Origin of the sequence: Massilia sp. ST3 (assembly GCF_018119405.1) — a bacterium.
Lineage (GTDB): Bacteria > Pseudomonadota > Gammaproteobacteria > Burkholderiales > Burkholderiaceae_D > Telluria.
Window position 1 is genome coordinate 46,093 of the sequence record NZ_JAGPWC010000007.1, and the last position, 16,947, is coordinate 63,039.

The following is a 16,947-nucleotide window of genomic DNA, read 5'->3' on the forward strand; positions in this document are numbered from 1 at the left end:
GAACGACATGACTATTCGCAAGAAAACGACCCTGGTTTCCGCTCCCGCCGCCGGCCGCGCGCTGACGCTCACCGCGCTCGCACTCAGCCTGGCAGCCTGCACCACCGTGTTCGAATCGGACAAGGTGGATTACCGGGGCGCCAAGAAGGCCGCGGCGCTGGAAGTACCGCCCGACCTGACCCAGCTGCAGCGTGACAACCGCTACGCCGTCCCGGACGCCAAGGGCGTCGCCACCGCCTCCGGCTTCCAGCAGTCGCGCGGCCAGCAAACCGCGGCCCCGGTGGCCGGCGCGACCGAAGCCGTCGGCCCGGTCTCGAGCGATGCGGTGCGCATCGAGCGCGCCGGCGACCAGCGCTGGCTGGTGGTCAAGCAGACCCCGGAACAGCTCTGGCCGCAACTGCGCCAGTTCTGGGAAGACAACGGCTTCGCCATCGAGTCCGAGTCGGCCGCGACCGGCACCATGGAAACCAACTGGGTCGAGAACCGTTCGAAGATCCCGCAGGACTTCCTGCGCAACGCCATCGGCAAGGTGTTCGACCGCGCCTATTCGACCGGCGAGCGCGACAAGTTCCGCACCCGCCTGGAGCGCCTGCCGGACGGCTCCACCGAGATCTACGTGAGCCACCGCGGCGCCGAGGAAGTCCTGACCGGCGCCCAGAAGGAAACCACGGTCTGGACCGTGCGTCCGAACGATCCGGGCCTGGAATCGCAGTTCCTGGGCCGCATGGTCGCGCACCTGACCGGCACCAAGGACGTCAAGAGCGCCGAGACCACCGTCGCCAACGCGCCGCTGCAGCCGCAGCACGCCAAGCTGGTGGGCGACAAGGTGGAAGTGGACGAGGGCTTCGACCGCGCATGGCGCCGTGTCGGCCTGGCGCTGGACCGCGTCGGCTTCACCGTCGAGGACCGCGACCGCGTGCAGGGCATCTACTTCGTGCGCTACGTCGATCCGGAAGCGACCAACAAGGAAGGCTTCTTCAAGCGCCTGTTCACCTTCGGCGACGACGAGAAGGCCAAGGAAGCGCAGCGCTACCGCGTGCTGGTCAAGGCCGCGCAGGGCGCGAACGTGAGCGAAGTGACGGTGCAGAGCAATGACGGCAAGCCGGATACGTCGCCGACGGCGGCCAAGATCCTGAAGCTGCTGAATGACGAGCTGAAGTAATCGCGGTTTCGTCTGCAAATGAAGAACCGGCCCAGTGGGCCGGTTTTTTTTCGTCTGCATTGCTGCTGGTTGAACGCGTGGACGTTCGTGATTCGGGCCACTGGCCCGAATCACCCCGTCCACCCTACGGAAGCGTCATCGCGGCGCTTGCTGTAGGGTGGACGGCTTGTCCGTCCACGCGTTCAACCAGCCCATGTCGCACCACGCAAAACGTACAGGCGAAAAAAAACCGGCCCGCAGGCCGGTTCTTCGAATCAGAAAAATTCTGATTACTGCTTGGCAGCTTCAGCAGCGGTCGAAGCAGCAGCCGAAGCGGCAGCAGCCGAGTCAGCAGCAGCCGAAGCAGCTTGCGAAGCAGCAGCGGCAGCGTCAGCAGCCGGAGCGACAGCAGCGTCAGCAGCCGGAGCGGCCGGAGCAGCAGCGGTGTCAGCCGGAGCGGCGACCGGAGCTTCGGTGGTTGCCGGGGTTGCCGGTGCTTCTTCTTTCTTGCTGCAAGCAGCCAGAGCAACAGCCATCAGGGAAACGATCAGCAGGGATTTTTTCATGATTTTCCTTAATTTCTAAAAGTAGTACTGCTTGTTGCGAATAATAATTACCGGTAATTATTGCTCGGCGGAATTCTCGTGCTTCAAAAATAGCAATACTGCCATATAGGCAACGGAACCTTCCTGACCTGATATTATAGCCAAATTTACTGAATCGCAATAGCGAACTCATGCCGCAGTGAAAGTATTTTATGAAGAGTTAAGCTTCATATTGTTACAAGATGCAACCGCGGGCGAAATCGCTGTTTTTTAAGCAATTTTCTGGTCTATAGGCCGGTGATGCTCGGCTGCAGTACGACCCGGGATTCTTCCCAAATGGCAGCGAAACGGTGCTCCGGCACGTCACAGGCCTCCTCCGAATGGAAGACCGCTTCGCCGCGCAGGTGATCACTGTGGAAGCGCCGCACCACGTGCCTGCCGTCCCCGATGCAGAAGGAATCCGTCAGCACGCGCAGGCCGCGTGGAGTCTGGCGGCATTCGCACAGGTGGCCGTAGTCGCGCAGCAGGCGCAGGAAGCGCGGGTAGTGGCGCTCGATGTGGGCAGGATCGTGCAGCGCCAGGCGCAGCCGGCCGCCGTCCGCCAGGAAGGCGCGCAGGGTGGCGTCCACGTCCGGCGCGCCCAAGGGAAAGACGTCGAAATCCGGATCGAACAGCTCCAGCAGCGTGCTCGACGCCGCCAGGCAGGCGCGGAACTGCGCCTCGCACTCGCGGCGGGTGTCGAAGCGGAAGGTGAGCGGTTCGTCCATGGTGCTCCCTGGCCGGCCACTCAGCCGAGTTCGAGCCAGCCGTCCTGGTACCAGGTGTACAGGGCTTCCAGCACGTCGTCGGTGGCGCCCTCGAACTGGGCGCCGCTCAGGCGGCGTTCGTTGGCCAGCGCGTCCAGCACCGCCTTGTCGGCGCGGCCGACGGCGAAGGATTCGCCGTTGATGAAGACGTGCTTGCCGCGGTAGAGCATCAGGCTCTTGCTCGACAGTTTCACGCCACGCTTGGCCGCCGCTTCCATGAAGCGGCCCACGACCAGCGGCTTGGCCGGGCCGGTGAAGAACACGTTGTGCTTGGGCTCGGACATGTATTCGCCCAGGAAGATGGTCACGTCTTCCTCGTCCCAGCGCACTTTATTGAGCTCCTCGGTGACGCTGGCCAGCATCTCGCGCGGGATCTCGGCCGGGTTCTTGGCCGGCTGCAGTCCCGGATCGGCATAGCGGCCGGGCAGGTCGATCGAGTCGGCCATGAACTGCAGGAAGGCCTCGCCCAGTTCCTGGAAGGAAGGCGAGCGGAAGCCGATCGAATAGGTCATGCATTCGCCCTCGGCCACGCCGTCATGGGCGTAGTGCGGCGGCAGGTAGAGCATGTCGCCCGGCTCCAGCACGAATTCCTCTTCCGGCTCGAAGTTGGCCAGGATCTTGAGCGGCAGGCCTTCGACCAGGCTCAGGTCCTGTTGGGCGCCGATGCGCCAGCGGCGCTTGCCCTGGGCCTGCAGCAGGAACACGTCGTAGGAATCGAAGTGGGGACCGACGCCGCCGCCGTCGCTGGCGTAGCTGATCATCAGGTCGTCCAGGCGGGCATCCGGCACGAAGCGGAACTGGCGCAGCAGTTCGTCGGCGCGCTCGTCGTAGAGGTTGGCGCCCTGGACCAGCATGGTCCAGCCGGCTTCGCCGCGGTCCGGCAGCTCGGCCAGCGGGCCATGCTGCATGTCCCACTGGCCGCCGCGCTGGGTGACCAGGCGCGACTCGACATGGTTGAGGCGAGCCAGCTCGGCCAGCTTGTCGAACTTGAGCAAAGGCTTGAAACCAGGGATGGCCTGGCGGATGAGGAGGGGTTTCTTGTGCCAGTAATCGCGCAAGAACTGAGCGGGAGTAATATCCCCAAGAAGCTGTAATTTTTTCATGCGCCATTATAACCATCGGAGCGGGGCGGTATCCGCGGCTAGGGGTATAATCCGCACCTTACAACGAAAGGATGTGCGATGAAGATTGCCAAGGATACGGTCGTGACGGTGAACTACAAACTGTCGGACGCGCAGAACAACCTGATCGAAGAAGGTTCGCAGCCGATGGTCTACCTGCACGGCGGCTATGAAAATACCCTGCCGAAGATCGAAGAAGAGCTCGACGGCAAGGAAGCGGGCTATTCGTCCACGATCCAGGTGGAACCGGAAGACGCATTTGGCGACTATGATCCCGCGCTGGTGAAAGTCGAAGAGCGCAACCGCCTGCCGGAGCCGATCGAAGTCGGCATGCAGTTCGAAGGCATGGCCGAAGGCGCCGACGAAGAGCCGACCATCTTCACCGTGACCGAGATCGCCGAAGACAAGGTCGTCCTGGACGGCAACCACCCGCTGGCCGGCATGGCGCTGCGTTTCGAGCTGTCGGTGGTCGACGTGCGCGCCGCGACCGCGGAAGAAGTGCAGCACGGCCACGTGCATGGCCCGCATGGCCATCACCACGGCCATGAAGAGATGGAAGACAGCGAAGAGGGCGATCACTTCCGTAGCCAGCCGCTGCAGTGATGCTTGGTGAATTGCGGCTTGTTCCGTTCACGGGGACGGGCTGCGGTTCACGCTAACGGTTAGATACGAACTTGGGTCCCCGCCTGCGCGGGGATGACGTTTTTAGGGCGCGGGCCTCAAGCTTACGTTTGCTTCAGGCCACCCGCCCCAAGACCGTCATCCCCGCGAAGGCGGGGACCCAAGTTTGCTTGAGCAGCCGCGAGCCTCAACGACTACCGCTTCGCGTCACCCACACTGAACACCGCCCCGTCCTTCGACGACACCTTCACCTCCACAGCCTTCTCCCCAACCGAAAGCTGCCCCAGGTTCCCCCGCCATTCGATCACCGGCTGCTTGCCCTTGAGCGCGCCGCTGTCGACCAGCAGCACCTTGCCCTTGAACTTGCCCGCCCGCGCCTGGATCTGGCGCCGCGTCTCGGCGAACCCGTCCTGCACCGCCGGCTCGCGGCGCAGCAGCCCGCGCAATCCCTTGGCTTCTTCTTGCAGCAGCGGCCTGGCGTCGCCCTCGGCGAACAGCACCAGGGCTTCCGCCTTCTCGTTGCGCGCGATCGCGAACAGGCGGTTCAGCCAGAAGCGGTTGGCCACCATGCGGTCTTCGTATTCGCTGTTGCGCCCCGCCGCGGGCAGGAAGTGGTTGTTGCCGGCGGGGAGGTTGATGGTGGCGTACACCACCTTGCCCACCTGCCAATGCGCGTTCTCCGCATAGCTGCGGAAGCGCGGGCTGGTGGACAGGCGCGAAACGGGCAGCTTGTCCTCGCCCAGCGAAGTGGCCTCGCCGTAGAGCAGTTCGCGCAGCCGGTTCAGGCGTTCGATGGCATTGGTGCGCCCAAGCGAGTTGCGGCAGCCGGTCCAGTCGCTGCCGGCCAATGAGACGATCACCGGACGCCGCGCGCCCTCGATCAGGTCGCGCCGCTTCTGGTACAGGCGGTCGCCGCAGCTTTCCTTGTCGCCCTTGATGCCGGTGAGGACCACGAAGTCCAGCGACTTTTCCGAGGTCTCCTTCAGCGCGCGCTTGAGGCGGTCTTCGCCTTGGTCTCCGGTCAGTTTGGCCGCGCTGTTGCCGACGAAGGCGAATTCGTGCGCCGTCTCGTCCTTTGCATTCTTCTTCTCGCGCGCCGCTGCCGGCGCTGCGAGCAGCAGCGCGGCGAGCAGGGAGGAGAGAAGGATCGACAGGCGGGGTATCGGCATCAGGCGGCGAGGCGCTTGAGCTCGTAGAGGCGTTCGAGCGCTTCGCGCGGGGTCAGCGCATCCGGATCGATCGCCGCCAGCGCATCGCGCAAGCCGTCGTCGGCCGGCGGCGCGAGCGTGTCGGGCGCGCTGTCTTCGACATCCTCGCCTGGGGCCGCAAACAGGTCGAGCTGGGGCGTGGTGTCCAGCGCCTGGGCCTCGAGGCGCGCCAGGTGCTTGCGCGCGGCCTTGATCACGGCGGGCGGCACGCCCGCCAGCTGGGCCACCTGCAGCCCGTAGCTTTGCGAGGCCGGGCCTTCCTGCACCGCGTGCAGGAACACGATGCTGTCCTTGTGCTCCACCGCCGACAGGTGCACGTTGACCGCGCTCGAGTGGGTCTCGGGCAGCTGGGTCAGCTCGAAGTAGTGGGTCGCGAACAGGGTGAAGCTGCGGCTCGATTCGATCAGGTGGCGCGCGATGGCCCAGGCCAGGGCCAGGCCGTCGAAGGTCGAGGTGCCGCGGCCGACTTCGTCCATCAGCACCAGCGAATGCTCGGTGGCGCCGTTGAGGATGGCGGCCGATTCGGTCATCTCCACCATGAAGGTCGAGCGGCCGTTGGCCAGGTCGTCGCTGGCGCCGATGCGGGTGAAGATGCGGTCGATCGGGCCGATGGTCGCACTGGTCGCCGGCACGTAGCTGCCGACGTAGGCGAGCAGGGTGATCAGGGCCACCTGGCGCATGAAGGTCGATTTACCGCCCATGTTCGGGCCGGTGATCAGCAGCAGGCGGCGGTCGTTCGACAGGCGGCAGTCGTTGGCGATGAAGCGCTCGATCTGGTTCTCCACCACCGGGTGGCGGCCTTCGACGATGGTCAGGCAAGGCTCGCTCACCAGCTGCGGCGCGCACCAGTTGTTGCGCAGCGCATGGCTGGCGAGCGCCACGAGGGTGTCGATCTGGGCCAGGCCGCGCGCGATGGTCTGCAGGCAGCCGATGTGCGGGGCCAGGTCGTTCAGAAGCTGGTCGTACAGCAGCTTCTCGCGCGCCAGCGCGCGGTCCTGGGCCGACAAGGCCTTGTCCTCGAAGGCCTTGAGTTCCGGCGTGATGTAGCGTTCGCAGTTCTTGAGGGTCTGGCGGCGGCGGTAGTCGTCGGGCACCTTGTCGGCCTGGCCGTTGGTGACCTCGATGTAGAAGCCGTGCACCTTGTTGTACTCGACGCGCAGGTTGGCGATGCCGGTGCGGGCGCGCTCGCGCGTTTCGAGGTCGACCAGGAACTGGCCGGCGTTCTCGGACAGCGCGCGCAGCTCGTCCAGCTCGGCGTCGAAGCCGCGTGCGAACACGCCGCCGTCACGCACCATCGCCGCGGGTTCTTCCATGATGGCGCGCATCACCAGGTCGAGGCAGGCCTCGGGCGTGGCGAGATCATCGTGGATCTCGCGCAGCAGGCAGGAGTCGCCGGGGATGAAGCAGCGCGCCACCTGCTGGCGCAAGGCCGGCAGCTGCTGCAGGCCGTCGCGCAGGCTGGCCAGGTCGCGCGGGCGCGCCGACAGCAGGGCGATGCGCGTGGTGATGCGTTCGATGTCCGGCACCTGGGCCAGGGTGGCGGACAGGCCGCCGCAGGCGTCGGCCTGGGCCAGCGATTCGATGGCCTGGTGGCGCGTACGGGCCACGCCCTGGTCGCGGCGCGCATGGTGCAGCCAGTGGCGCAGCAGGCGCGATCCCATCGCGGTGCGGCAGCCGTCGAGCAGCGAGAACAGGGTCGGCGACTCCTGGCCGCGGATGGTCTCGGTCAGCTCCAGGTTGCGGCGGGTGGCGGCATCCAGGCCGATGTATTCGTTTTCCTGCTCACAGGTCAGGCTGCGCACGTGCTGCAGGCCGCGGCCCTGGGTCGACAGCGCATAGCGCAGCAGCGCGCCGGCCGCGCCGAAGGCGGCGCCCAGGCCGTCCGCGCCGAAGCCGGTAAGGGTGGCGACGCCCAGCTGCTCGAGCAGGGCCTGGTGGCCCTTGACCACGTCGAAGTGCCACTCCGGCACGCGCTGGGTGTGGCACACCGGCGGCTCGTCGAACAGTTCCGCGCCGTCGGCGCGCAGGATCTCGGCCGGCGCGATGCGCTCCAGCTCGTGCGCCAGGCGCTGCTCGACGGTGCGCTGCTCGCCCGAGAATTCCATCAGGCGCAGCGCGCCGCTGGCCAGCGACAGCCAGGCCAGGCCGGCGGTGACGGTCTTGCGCTCCTTGAACAGGTAGAGGGCCAGCAGCGGACGCTCGGCTTTTTCGGGCAGCAGGTCGGAATCGGTCAGGGTGCCGGGCGTGACCACGCGCACCACCTTGCGCTCGACCGGGCCCTTGCTCAGGGCCGGGTCGCCGATCTGCTCGCAGATCGCGCAGGATTCGCCCAGCTTGACCAGCTTGGCCAGGTAGCCGTCCAGCGAATGGAAGGGCACGCCGGCCATCTTGATCGGATTGCCGCCAGAGGCGCCGCGCGCGGTGAGAGTGATGCCCAGGACCCGCGCCGCTTTCTCGGCGTCCTCGAAGAACAGTTCGTAGAAATCGCCCATGCGGTAGAACACCAGCATGGTCGGGTAGTCGGCCTTGATGCGCAGGTATTGCTGCATCATCGGGGTGTGTTTTTCGGTCGCGCTGTGCTTGAGGGCGGCTGCGTTGATCTCAGTGGGGGCGTTCATGTTGTCGAATTCGGTACGGCGGGGCGGGTGTGGCCAAGGCTTGCCATTTTACCGCGTTCGACTCGGCCGCATGCTGCAAAAAACCTATGCTGGTTTCCGTGTGACACTAGGGAAGCATTGATTTATTCATGGCGGCCGCCTCGGCCGCGAGGAAATGCGCGAAGCGGCGTTGCAAATCCCCGCGATACCACGGGGTATCGCTCCGGTTTGTGTGCGGCCGGCGAGGTCTCGCCGGCCGCCTTTTTCGTGACCGATTCTGCGGATGGCATTGGCAATGGAGAAAAGTGGCCGGCAAGGCTTGCACACTCCATCCTCGTATCGTCAAAGGACGAGAAACTCTCGATCTTGATGATCGAAGTGCCCGAACGGGCGGGATCACGAGTGCTTTTCTGGAGCGTCGCGGGCAATCGACGATGGATGGTATGCAAGGCCGTCCATGCAACTTGGCAGCCGGCCTGCTTGCTCAGCGTTTCCTCAATGGGGCGGGCCGGTCCATCAATTTCCAGGCAGTAAAATGAGAATTCAGCCCTGATTTTGTCAGCCCCACTACCAAACCTGTTCCCAGTCCAACCAGATGTGCCGTATTGCTACTGTTCGCACTAAGCAGAATACTTAATATGACGGACAAAATGGAGAAGGAAATGGCGAATAGTGCGAATCGTTCTGGAAAATCTTCGGGGGTCCTGAGCGAAACTCCGCCGATCCATCCGAATAGTCCAAAAATTCCCCCAGAAAGCCCTAAGAAAGCATCCGGTCTAACGCTGTCTGGAAGTGCGCTCACGGCGAGCGCGGATACAATAACGTATGCAAAGAAATGAAAAACCAGCGTACGTCGGCCGATGGCGCTGGCGACGGCCCCGGCAATGAAAAGTGCGATAAAATTACCCACCCAATGTGCCCATCCAGAATGCAGCATCGGCCCGCTGATAAAACGCCAGTACTCGCCATCGGAAGCCCGGGAGAATACCAGGCCGTACTCGTACAAAAGGGGCTCCAGTCCGCTGGCGTCTGCTTGCAAGAATATCTGGATGCCGCCGCAAGCCAGCATAAGCGCTATCAATGGAAAAAGTACGTGCTTCGGACGGTGATAGATGTAAGTCACGAACATCGACCGCTCTTGGGTCGATTTCAAGGAGCGAAGTGTCAGGAAGTAGTCCGAAGAGAAAAACGCGAAACATACAGCGCTAGCAAGCAATAACTGCCGCAATTTCACGACATTGCCCGCGCCGAACAGCAGCAGCATGCCGATGAATGCGATTGAGACCGCTAGAATCAGCATAATGGCTTTATGCTGGAGAAGCATGCCGCGGTGTAGCTTTCGCGACAACTCAGGCAGGCAAATTGCCGGAACAAATCCAGAAGCGTCGGGGGCGGAAACGAGAATCGGATCAAAGCAATGCCAGTGTCTCAACTCCTTTGCAAGTCCTCGCTCGCCGAATTTTACTTTATTCGAAGGCGGGCGAACATAAGACCACCGCCTGTCTTCTTCCATCGATGCTTCAAGATTGATTCGATCCATAGGTCAGACTTGTGGTTGCAATACTCGGCCTGAGCAAGTGTCAGGCCGGTATGAGACTTATTAGCTCAGGTAAAACATTGCGGCTGCGATCGGGAAGCCGAATGCGAAAGTGGCGGGGCCACCCATTGCTCCGAGTGCCAGAATCAGGGTTGCGCCCTCGTCCCAGCTGAGTTTACCACCGCTTGCCATTTCAATTTCGTTAGTGTTCAGTTCTTGCACGATGCTGTCTCCAATAAGAGGTTATAAGTGGTTGCTGCAGGAGAATAATAGTTCGCATCGGGAAGCTTGTGTAGAGTTATTGGAAAATTACTTATGCCGAATATTATTATGCTCTTCTGTCAATCTTTCTTTTTTATACATGTTGTCTCATCGCGCCAGGGAAGCACTGATTTATCTGGCGCGTAGGAATCGGTCACGAAAAAGGCGCCCGGCAGGGCACAAACCGGAGCGATACCAGGTGGTATCGCGAGGATTTGCAACGCCGCTGGGCGCATTTTCTCGTGGCCGAGGCCGCCGCCATGAATAAATCAGTGCTTCCCGAGTACATGCTTTCTCACAGTGCTGTACTCAAGCGGGCCGATGATGAACCCCCGCGTCGGCGTGGCGCGCCTTGGAATGTCGGAAGTGGTCGACCGGTTGTCGATACGGCCCTAGCACGCCTCTCGGCCGACACTTTGCGATGATGGAGTTCACTCCAGGTGCCTGAGGCATGAATGTCGGAATTTTTTACATAAAGTTGCTATTGGTGAACGGGTGTTGACCTAGGTTATTGATTTCATGTACTTTTTGTTGCTTGGCGTGATTGTTGCTTTAAGTTACGATCGAACGGGGGACCAAATGAAACGTCATGTAATCAAAATGCTCGGCTGGCTCACATTGAGCTCTTGCTTGGTGAACGCCCATGCCGGCGTCGTCGCGGCCGACAACACCTATGGGCTGTTCGACAATACCAACGGCCTGCGGACGCTGGACGTGACCAGCCATGGCAGCATCGCCGACCTGAACATCCTAGTGTCCTTCGCCAAGTGCGACAACCCGGTGCTGGGCGCGGCGGGCGGCGCTTGCGTCGGCACCGGCACCCCCTACGAAAACGAGATCGTCCTGCGCCTGACCAGCCCGGGCGGCGTGACGGTCGACCTGGTATCGCAGGGCACCTATACCCAGGGCAGCGTCGGCGCCGGACAGGTATCGGTCACCTTCGACGACGAAGGCGCGGCGCGCGGCGCGCAGGTGCAGGCGGGCAGCTTCCGTCCGGTCGGCATGCTGAGCGACTTCGACGGCCTGGACATGTTCGGCCTGTGGACGCTGTACATCGGCGACACCAACCGCCAGGATCCATTGGAATACTATTCCTCGCAGCTGATCGTCACCACCAATGGCGCGGACGATCCGGTCCCGGTGCCTGAGCCGGCTTCGCTGGGCCTGCTGGCCCTTGGCCTGGCGGGACTCGCCGCGGCGCGCCGCCGCCGTCCTTAAGCGAAACCGGCGCGGCCTTCCATCGCTACGTGGTCCTTGCACAGGGCCGCGAATTCTCCTTCGGCGCTACCCGCAATCAGCACCAGCTCTTCCCCAAGCGCTACGGGGGTGCGGAAGCGGCACCAGACCGTTTCCACGGTCCGCCCCGATGCCTGCTGCAGCAAGGCGCAGGCTTTCGCCATGCTGTGCGCGCCGTGGATGATGGGCGCGCGCATGCCCATCAGGCGCGCCGACCACGGCCACAAATGGATCGGATTCCAGTCGCCCGACAGCGCCGCATAGCGCCGGCCCGCGTCCATGGCAAGCGTCCAGCGGCCCAGGGGCTGCCCGGACGGTGCCTCGCCCGCCGGTGACTTGCCTTCGGTTTTCCTGCCCCGCTTGACCAGGTAATTGCTGCTGCACGCGAACGCGAGCCGTTCGCCATCGAAGGCGCGCGTCTCGAGCAGGCAGTGAATCGCGCCATTGGCCGCGGGCGGCTGCATGCGCACCTCCGTGCTGATCGCCAGCGGCCGCGCCGGATCGATGGGTCCGTGCATGGAAAGCGTATTCTCGACGTGGATCAGCCCCGGAATCTTGAATAGCGTCGGACGGTCCAGCATCGTGGCCAGCTGGGCGCGCTGCGCCAGCAGGTAGAGGAAGGGCAGGGGCACGGCGTCGCCCGCGAACCCGAAGGCCGCGTTGTAGCGCCGCACATGGGCCTGGTCGATATGGGGAAGGATGTAGATGGCGCCGATGTCAGCGCCGGCGTGGCGAGAGGGACGCTTGAACAGCGCGCGCAAGAGCATGCGCGGGCCAAAGGGAGGAAGGAGCGGATGAGTCATCCGGCCAGGATACCCGACCCGCTCCCGTCAGGCTATTCACGCCGCCTGCTTGGCCTCGCCGATGCGCTTGGCGATGTGGGCCAGGGCTTCGTCAACCTGGTCGATCAGGATCAGGCACAAATCGCCCGCCTCCAGGCGCGACAGCGCGCGGTCGATGGCGACGAACTCGCCGTTGATTTCCTCGACGTGGGTGGTGCGGGTGGCGCCATCCAGGCCCTTGCGCAGCAGCGCGAGCACTTCGCCATCGGCGCGGCCGCGCTGGCACTGGTCCTGGTAGAGCAGCACGTCGTCGAACACCTTGCCCAGGATCTCGGTCTGCTGCGAGATGTCCTGGTCGCGGCGGTCGCCGGCGCCGCTGATCACCACCGAGCGGCGCTTGGCCGGCATGCCTTGCACGGCGGTGCTCAGCGCGGCGATCGCATCCGGGTTGTGGCCGTAGTCGGCGATCACGGTCGCGCCCTTGTACTCGAACACGTTGAAGCGGCCGGGCGCGTTGTCGCTCTCGCCCACGAAGGTCTTGAGGCCGCCGCGGATCGATTCCCACGAGGTGCCCACCGCCCAGGCGGCGGCCACCGAGGCCATCACGTTCTCGACCTGGAAGCCGACCGCGCCGTTGCGGGTGATCGGCACCTCGCTCAGCGCGATGCGTTCCTGCTGCTTGCCCTGGGCGCAGACCAGGTGGCCGTCCTCGACGAAGACGACGCGGCGGCCCTGGGCGCGGTGCATCGACATGATCGGGTTGCCGATGTCCTGGGCGAAGAAGGTGATGTCGCCGCGGGTGACTTCGGCCATCGCCGCCACCACCGGGTCGGCGGCGTTCAGCACCGCCATGCCCTTGTCGGCCACGTTCTGCACGATCACGCGCTTGAGGACCGCCAGGTCCTCGAGCGTGGTGATGTAGTTCAGGCCCAGGTGGTCGCCTGCGCCGATGTTGGTCACCACCGCCACCTGGCAGCGGTCGAAAGCCAGGCCTTCGCGCAGCAGGCCGCCGCGCGCGGTCTCGAACACGGCCGCGTCCACGTCCGGGTGCAGCAGCACGTTGCGCGCGCTGCGCGGGCCGCTGCAGTCGCCGCTGTCGATGCGGCGGCCTTCGATGTAGACGCCGTCGGTGTTGGTCATGCCAGTGCGCAGGCCCGATGCGGTCAGCAAGTGGGCGATCAGGCGCACGGTGGTGGTCTTGCCGTTGGTGCCGGTCACGGCCACTACCGGGATGCGGCCGTCGTCGCCAGGGGCGTACAGGGTGTCCATGATGGCTTCGCCGATCGGGCGGCTCTTGCCGAACGAAGGCGACAAGTGCATGCGCAGGCCGGGGGCGGCGTTGACTTCGACGATGCCGCCGTGCAGTTCCTCGATGGGTTTGAGCACGCTGTCGCACACCAGGTCGACGCCGCAGATGTCCAGGCCCACCATGTGGGCGGCGGCGATGGCGCGCGCCGCGACTTCCGGATGCACGTCGTCGGTGACGTCGGTGGCCGAGCCGCCGGTCGACAGGTTGGCGTTGTTGCGCAGGACCACGCGCTGTCCTTCGGCCGGCACCGAGTCGGCGTCCAGGCCCTGTTTGCTCAGGGTGGCCAGGGCGATGTCGTCGAAGCGGATCTTGGTCAGCGAGGTGGCATGGCCGTCGCCGCGGCGCGGGTCGCGGTTGACCTGCTCCACCAGCTGGCGCACGGTCTGCTTGCCGTCGCCCACCACCTGCGGCGGGTCGCGGCGGGCGGCGGCCACCAGCTTGTCGCCGATGACGAGCAGGCGGTAGTCGTGGCCCGGCAGGTAGCGTTCGACCATGATGTCATCGCGGAATTCGGAAGCCGCGTGGAAGCCGGCCGTCAGCTGTTCCTTGGTGGTGACGTTGACGGTCACGCCCTTGCCCTGGTTGCCGTCCTTCGGCTTGATCACGACCGGCAGGCCGATTTCCTGTGCGGCGGCCCAGGCGTCTTCGGGATCGAGCACGGTGCGGCCGTGCGGCACCGGCACGCCGGCGGCGTCCAGCAGCTTCTTGCTCAGTTCCTTGTCCTGCGCGATCGATTCGGCGATGGCGCCGGTGGCATCGATCTCGGCGGCCTGGATGCGGCGCTGGCGGCTGCCCCAGCCGAACATGACCAGGCTGCCTTCGGTCAGGCGGCGGAAGGGGATGTTGCGGGCGACCGCGGCCTGCACGATGGCGCCGGTCGACGGGCCAAGGCGCACGTCCTCGTCCAGTTCGCGCAGGCGCGCCAGGGCGCCGGCCAGGTCGAAGGGCTGGTCGGCGGCGGTGGCCTTGATCAGTTCCTGGGCCAGCTCCAGCGCCAGGCGGCCGACCTCTTCCTCGCTGTACTCGACCACCACCTGGTAGATGCCGCGTTCCAGGGTGGCGGTGGTGCGGCTGAAGGTCACCGGGCAGCCGGCTTCGGCCTGCAGGGCCAGGGCCGCGTGTTCGAGCACCTGCGCCATGGGGACGGTGTCGTCGTGGCCCATCGGCTGCAGCTGGCCGATGCGGGGGAAGCGCGCGCGCAGGCGCTGTTCGAAGCCGGACAGGGCGCCGATCGATTCCTCACTAGGGGTGCACGAGACGATCGCCTCGACCGAAGTGTGGTGGCTCCAGAGATTGGGGCCACGCAGGGCCCGTACGCGTGATACTTCCATAAACCGTCAGTCCTTTCGCGGGCCGCCCCGGCCGGGGCCAAGGCGGACACCAGGGCCCGGCGCCTGCCGGGCCGTTTGCATAGATTAGTTGTTTGCTTTCTTCGGGGTCGCGTCGAAGGCGCGCAGGCCGCCGCAGATCAGGTCCGAGGGCACGCCCAGGGCCCAGGCGGCAGCCACCGCCGCCAGCACGCTTTCCGGGTGCTTGACGGTCGACGGCTTCATCTTCGCCAGTTCCAGCAGCGGCGTTTCCTGCGCGCCGTCGGCCAGCACGATGCGGCCGTCGCGCGCGAACACCACGCGTTCACCCTTGGCGCGGTGCTCGGCCATGACCGTGTTGTGCTCGTCGAGCGCGTAGAAGATCACGCGGCCGTCGCTCAGTTCGGCCAGGGCCGCCACCGCCTCGTTGGCGGCGTTCAGCACGGCCGCGCCTTCTGGCAGGATCACGTCGACCTGGCTGCGGATCACGTTGCGGAAGGCTTCGTCGTCGCGGATGTGGAACTCGGCCACGTCGGCCAGGCCTTCCATGTCGGTCACCACGCCCACGGTGCAGCGGTCGTAGGGCAGGCCCTCGGCCAGGATCGAGCGCGCGTTCGATTCGAACACGGCGGTCTGCACGGTGCGATTGATCAGCAGGCGCTGGCCGGCGTCGAAACCGGTGGAATCGCGATTCGAGACTTCGCGCGCATCCAGGTACAGGCCTTCGCCGTTGGCCACGCCCACGTGCTTGCCGGTGATGTGGACCAGGCAGCCGACCAGGCGCGCGATCAGGCTGGTGCCCAGGGTGCCGGTCACGCCCACGACCGGGATGCGGCCGTTCTCGTTCGGGCCGAACAGGTGGTCGACGATGGCCGCGCCCACGTTGCGCGGCTCGCCGCTGGCGGGCTTGATGTGGGCCAGCAGGCCCGGGCTGGAATTGACTTCGATGATGGCGCCGCGCTGCTCGCCGAGCGGACGCGAGATGTCTTCGCAGACCAGGTCGATGCCGGCGATGTCCAGGCCCACGATGCGCGCGGCCAGCGCGGCGGCATGCGCCACTTCAGGGTGGACCAGGTCGGTGACGTCGTCGGCGACGTTGCCGTTCAGCTGGATCAGCACTTTCTGGCCGGCCTGGGGCACCGAGTCGGGAACGAAGCCCTGGCGCTTCAGTTCGAGCAGGATTTCGCTGTCGGCCGGATTGACCCGGCCCAGCGGATGTTCCTCGCTCTCGCCGCGGCGCGGGTCGGTGTTGATCTGGGTGTTGCACAGTTCGGTGACGTTCAGCTTGCCGTCGCCCGTGACCCACAGCGACTCTCCTTTGGCGGCGGCGACCACCTTGCGGCCGACCACCAGCAGGCGGTGCTCGTTACCCGGGATGAAGCGTTCGACCAGCACCGACTTGCTGTCGCCTTCGATGGCGGCGATCTCGTAGGCGGCCTTCACGTCCGCCTCGGTCATCAGGTTGAGCGACACGCCGCGGCCGTGATTGCCGTCGATCGGCTTCACCGCCACCGGCAGGCCGATGTCCTGGGCTTCGTCCCAGGCGTCCTCGGGGCTGCGCGCGATCGAGCCTTCCGGCACCGGCACGCCGCAGGAGGCCAGCAGGGTCTTGGTCAGGTCCTTGTCGCTGGCGATGCCTTCGCCGATGGCGCTGGTGCGGTCGGTCTCGGCGGTCCAGATGCGGCGCTGGGCGGCGCCGTGGCCCAGCTGCACCAGGTTGCCCTCGGTCAGGCGGATCGACGGGATCTTGCGGTCGGTGGCGGCGTCGACGATGTGCGCGGTCGACGGGCCCAGGCAGTAGCGGTCGACCAGCTCGGTCAGGCGCGCCACAGTGGCGGGCAGGTCGAAGGGCGTGTCGTTGATCGCGGCCATGATCAGCGCGTGGCCGGCGTCGAGGGCGGCGCGGCCGACCGTTTCGTCGCGGGTGCGGAAGGCCATCTTGTAGATGCCGTGGTCGCCGGTGGAGCGGGTCTTGCCGAAGCCGGTCTTCATGCCGGCCAGGTTTTGCAGCTCCAGCACGATGTGCTCGAGGATGTGGCCGGCCCAGGTGCCGTCCACCAGGCGCTCGATGAAACCGCCGTGCGTGCCGACGCCGCAGCGGTGCTCGACCAGGCCCGGCAGCCAGGCGGTCAGGCGTTCGGTGAAGCCGGGCAGGGTGTTCGAGGGGCATTCTTCGAGCTCGCCGATGTCGAGCCAGGCCTCGAGCACCGGGCGATACGTCCAGATGTTCGGACCGCGAAGATAGCTAACGCGGAGAAACTTGATGTCGTTCTTCTTGTTCATTTAACAATATCTATGTCCACGTGTCCGTTTGCTCACCTGGACGATTACCTTATCCGCGATGCCCGCCGCCAAAATCCGTTGTGCGGCGTTCATCCTGTATACTTGCCGGCCCGGAGCTTACCGTGCCGCAACATTTTCTGCCAGTATCGCCCTATGTCATCCAAAGGTTAGCCGAGAACGTTAACCCGCTCTG

General features: G+C 65.0%; 13 protein-coding genes. 3 read left to right on the forward strand and 10 right to left on the reverse strand.

Annotation, left to right across the window (positions count from 1 at the left end; all coding sequences use genetic code 11):
- The first annotated feature begins 7 nt into the window (after positions 1-7).
- Complete coding sequence (gene bamC, locus KBW98_RS03950; RefSeq protein WP_211518831.1) at positions 8-1,162, forward strand: outer membrane protein assembly factor BamC; 1,155 nt, start codon at positions 8-10, stop codon at positions 1,160-1,162.
- Between the two features lie 269 nt (positions 1,163-1,431).
- Here bamC and KBW98_RS24180 read toward each other — a convergent pair whose 3' ends face one another.
- From KBW98_RS24180 to KBW98_RS03965, 3 genes are all read right to left on the reverse strand, one after another.
- Positions 1,432-1,707, reverse strand: coding sequence for a hypothetical protein (locus KBW98_RS24180; RefSeq protein WP_373888898.1), 276 nt, complete (start codon positions 1,705-1,707; stop codon positions 1,432-1,434).
- Positions 1,708-1,973: 266 nt separating this feature from the next.
- Positions 1,974-2,453 carry a hypothetical protein gene (locus KBW98_RS03960; protein WP_211518833.1) on the reverse strand — a complete coding sequence of 160 codons (480 nt, stop codon included), beginning with the start codon at positions 2,451-2,453 and terminating at the stop codon, positions 1,974-1,976.
- A 20-nt stretch (positions 2,454-2,473) separates the two neighbouring features.
- Positions 2,474-3,595 (reverse strand): cupin domain-containing protein, encoded by a 1,122-nt coding sequence (locus KBW98_RS03965; protein ID WP_211518834.1) that lies wholly within the window; start codon positions 3,593-3,595, stop codon positions 2,474-2,476.
- Positions 3,596-3,673: 78 nt separating this feature from the next.
- On the opposite strand from KBW98_RS03965, the gene KBW98_RS03970 reads away from it, so the two are divergent.
- Positions 3,674-4,216: a peptidylprolyl isomerase gene (locus KBW98_RS03970; RefSeq protein WP_211518835.1), complete on the forward strand. Its 543-nt coding sequence runs from the start codon at positions 3,674-3,676 to the stop codon at positions 4,214-4,216.
- Between the two features lie 212 nt (positions 4,217-4,428).
- Here KBW98_RS03970 and KBW98_RS03975 read toward each other — a convergent pair whose 3' ends face one another.
- From KBW98_RS03975 to KBW98_RS03990, 4 genes are all read right to left on the reverse strand, one after another.
- The gene (locus tag KBW98_RS03975) at positions 4,429-5,403 is read right to left on the reverse strand and encodes a hypothetical protein (protein ID WP_211518836.1); all 975 of its coding nucleotides are present in this window, start codon (positions 5,401-5,403) and stop codon (positions 4,429-4,431) included.
- The gene (mutS, locus tag KBW98_RS03980) at positions 5,403-8,060 is read right to left on the reverse strand and encodes a DNA mismatch repair protein MutS (protein ID WP_211518837.1); all 2,658 of its coding nucleotides are present in this window, start codon (positions 8,058-8,060) and stop codon (positions 5,403-5,405) included. Before mutS ends, KBW98_RS03975 begins: the two co-directional genes overlap by 1 nt.
- A gap of 463 nt (positions 8,061-8,523) precedes the next feature.
- Positions 8,524-9,579, reverse strand: coding sequence for a rhomboid family intramembrane serine protease (locus tag KBW98_RS03985; protein WP_211518838.1), 1,056 nt, complete (start codon positions 9,577-9,579; stop codon positions 8,524-8,526).
- Positions 9,580-9,639: 60 nt separating this feature from the next.
- The gene (locus KBW98_RS03990) at positions 9,640-9,798 is read right to left on the reverse strand and encodes a hypothetical protein (protein ID WP_211518839.1); all 159 of its coding nucleotides are present in this window, start codon (positions 9,796-9,798) and stop codon (positions 9,640-9,642) included.
- A gap of 672 nt (positions 9,799-10,470) precedes the next feature.
- Between KBW98_RS03990 and KBW98_RS03995 the strand changes: the two genes are divergently transcribed.
- A complete protein-coding gene (locus tag KBW98_RS03995; protein WP_373888900.1) occupies positions 10,471-11,055 on the forward strand; it encodes a PEP-CTERM sorting domain-containing protein in 585 nt (194 codons plus the stop codon).
- Here the strand turns inward: KBW98_RS03995 and KBW98_RS04000 are convergent.
- The 3 genes from KBW98_RS04000 to cphA (KBW98_RS04010) all read right to left on the reverse strand — a co-directional run bounded on the left by KBW98_RS04000 (position 11,052) and on the right by cphA (KBW98_RS04010) (position 16,754).
- Complete coding sequence (locus KBW98_RS04000; protein WP_211518841.1) at positions 11,052-11,840, reverse strand: MaoC/PaaZ C-terminal domain-containing protein; 789 nt, start codon at positions 11,838-11,840, stop codon at positions 11,052-11,054. The two genes, KBW98_RS03995 and KBW98_RS04000, sit on opposite strands and share 4 nt — an antisense overlap.
- Before the next feature lie 72 nt (positions 11,841-11,912).
- Complete coding sequence (gene cphA / locus KBW98_RS04005) at positions 11,913-14,495, reverse strand: cyanophycin synthetase (RefSeq protein WP_211518842.1); 2,583 nt, start codon at positions 14,493-14,495, stop codon at positions 11,913-11,915.
- Between the two features lie 84 nt (positions 14,496-14,579).
- Positions 14,580-16,754 (reverse strand): cyanophycin synthetase, encoded by a 2,175-nt coding sequence (cphA, locus tag KBW98_RS04010; RefSeq protein ID WP_211518843.1) that lies wholly within the window; start codon positions 16,752-16,754, stop codon positions 14,580-14,582.
- Between the last annotated feature and the right edge of the window lie 193 nt (positions 16,755-16,947).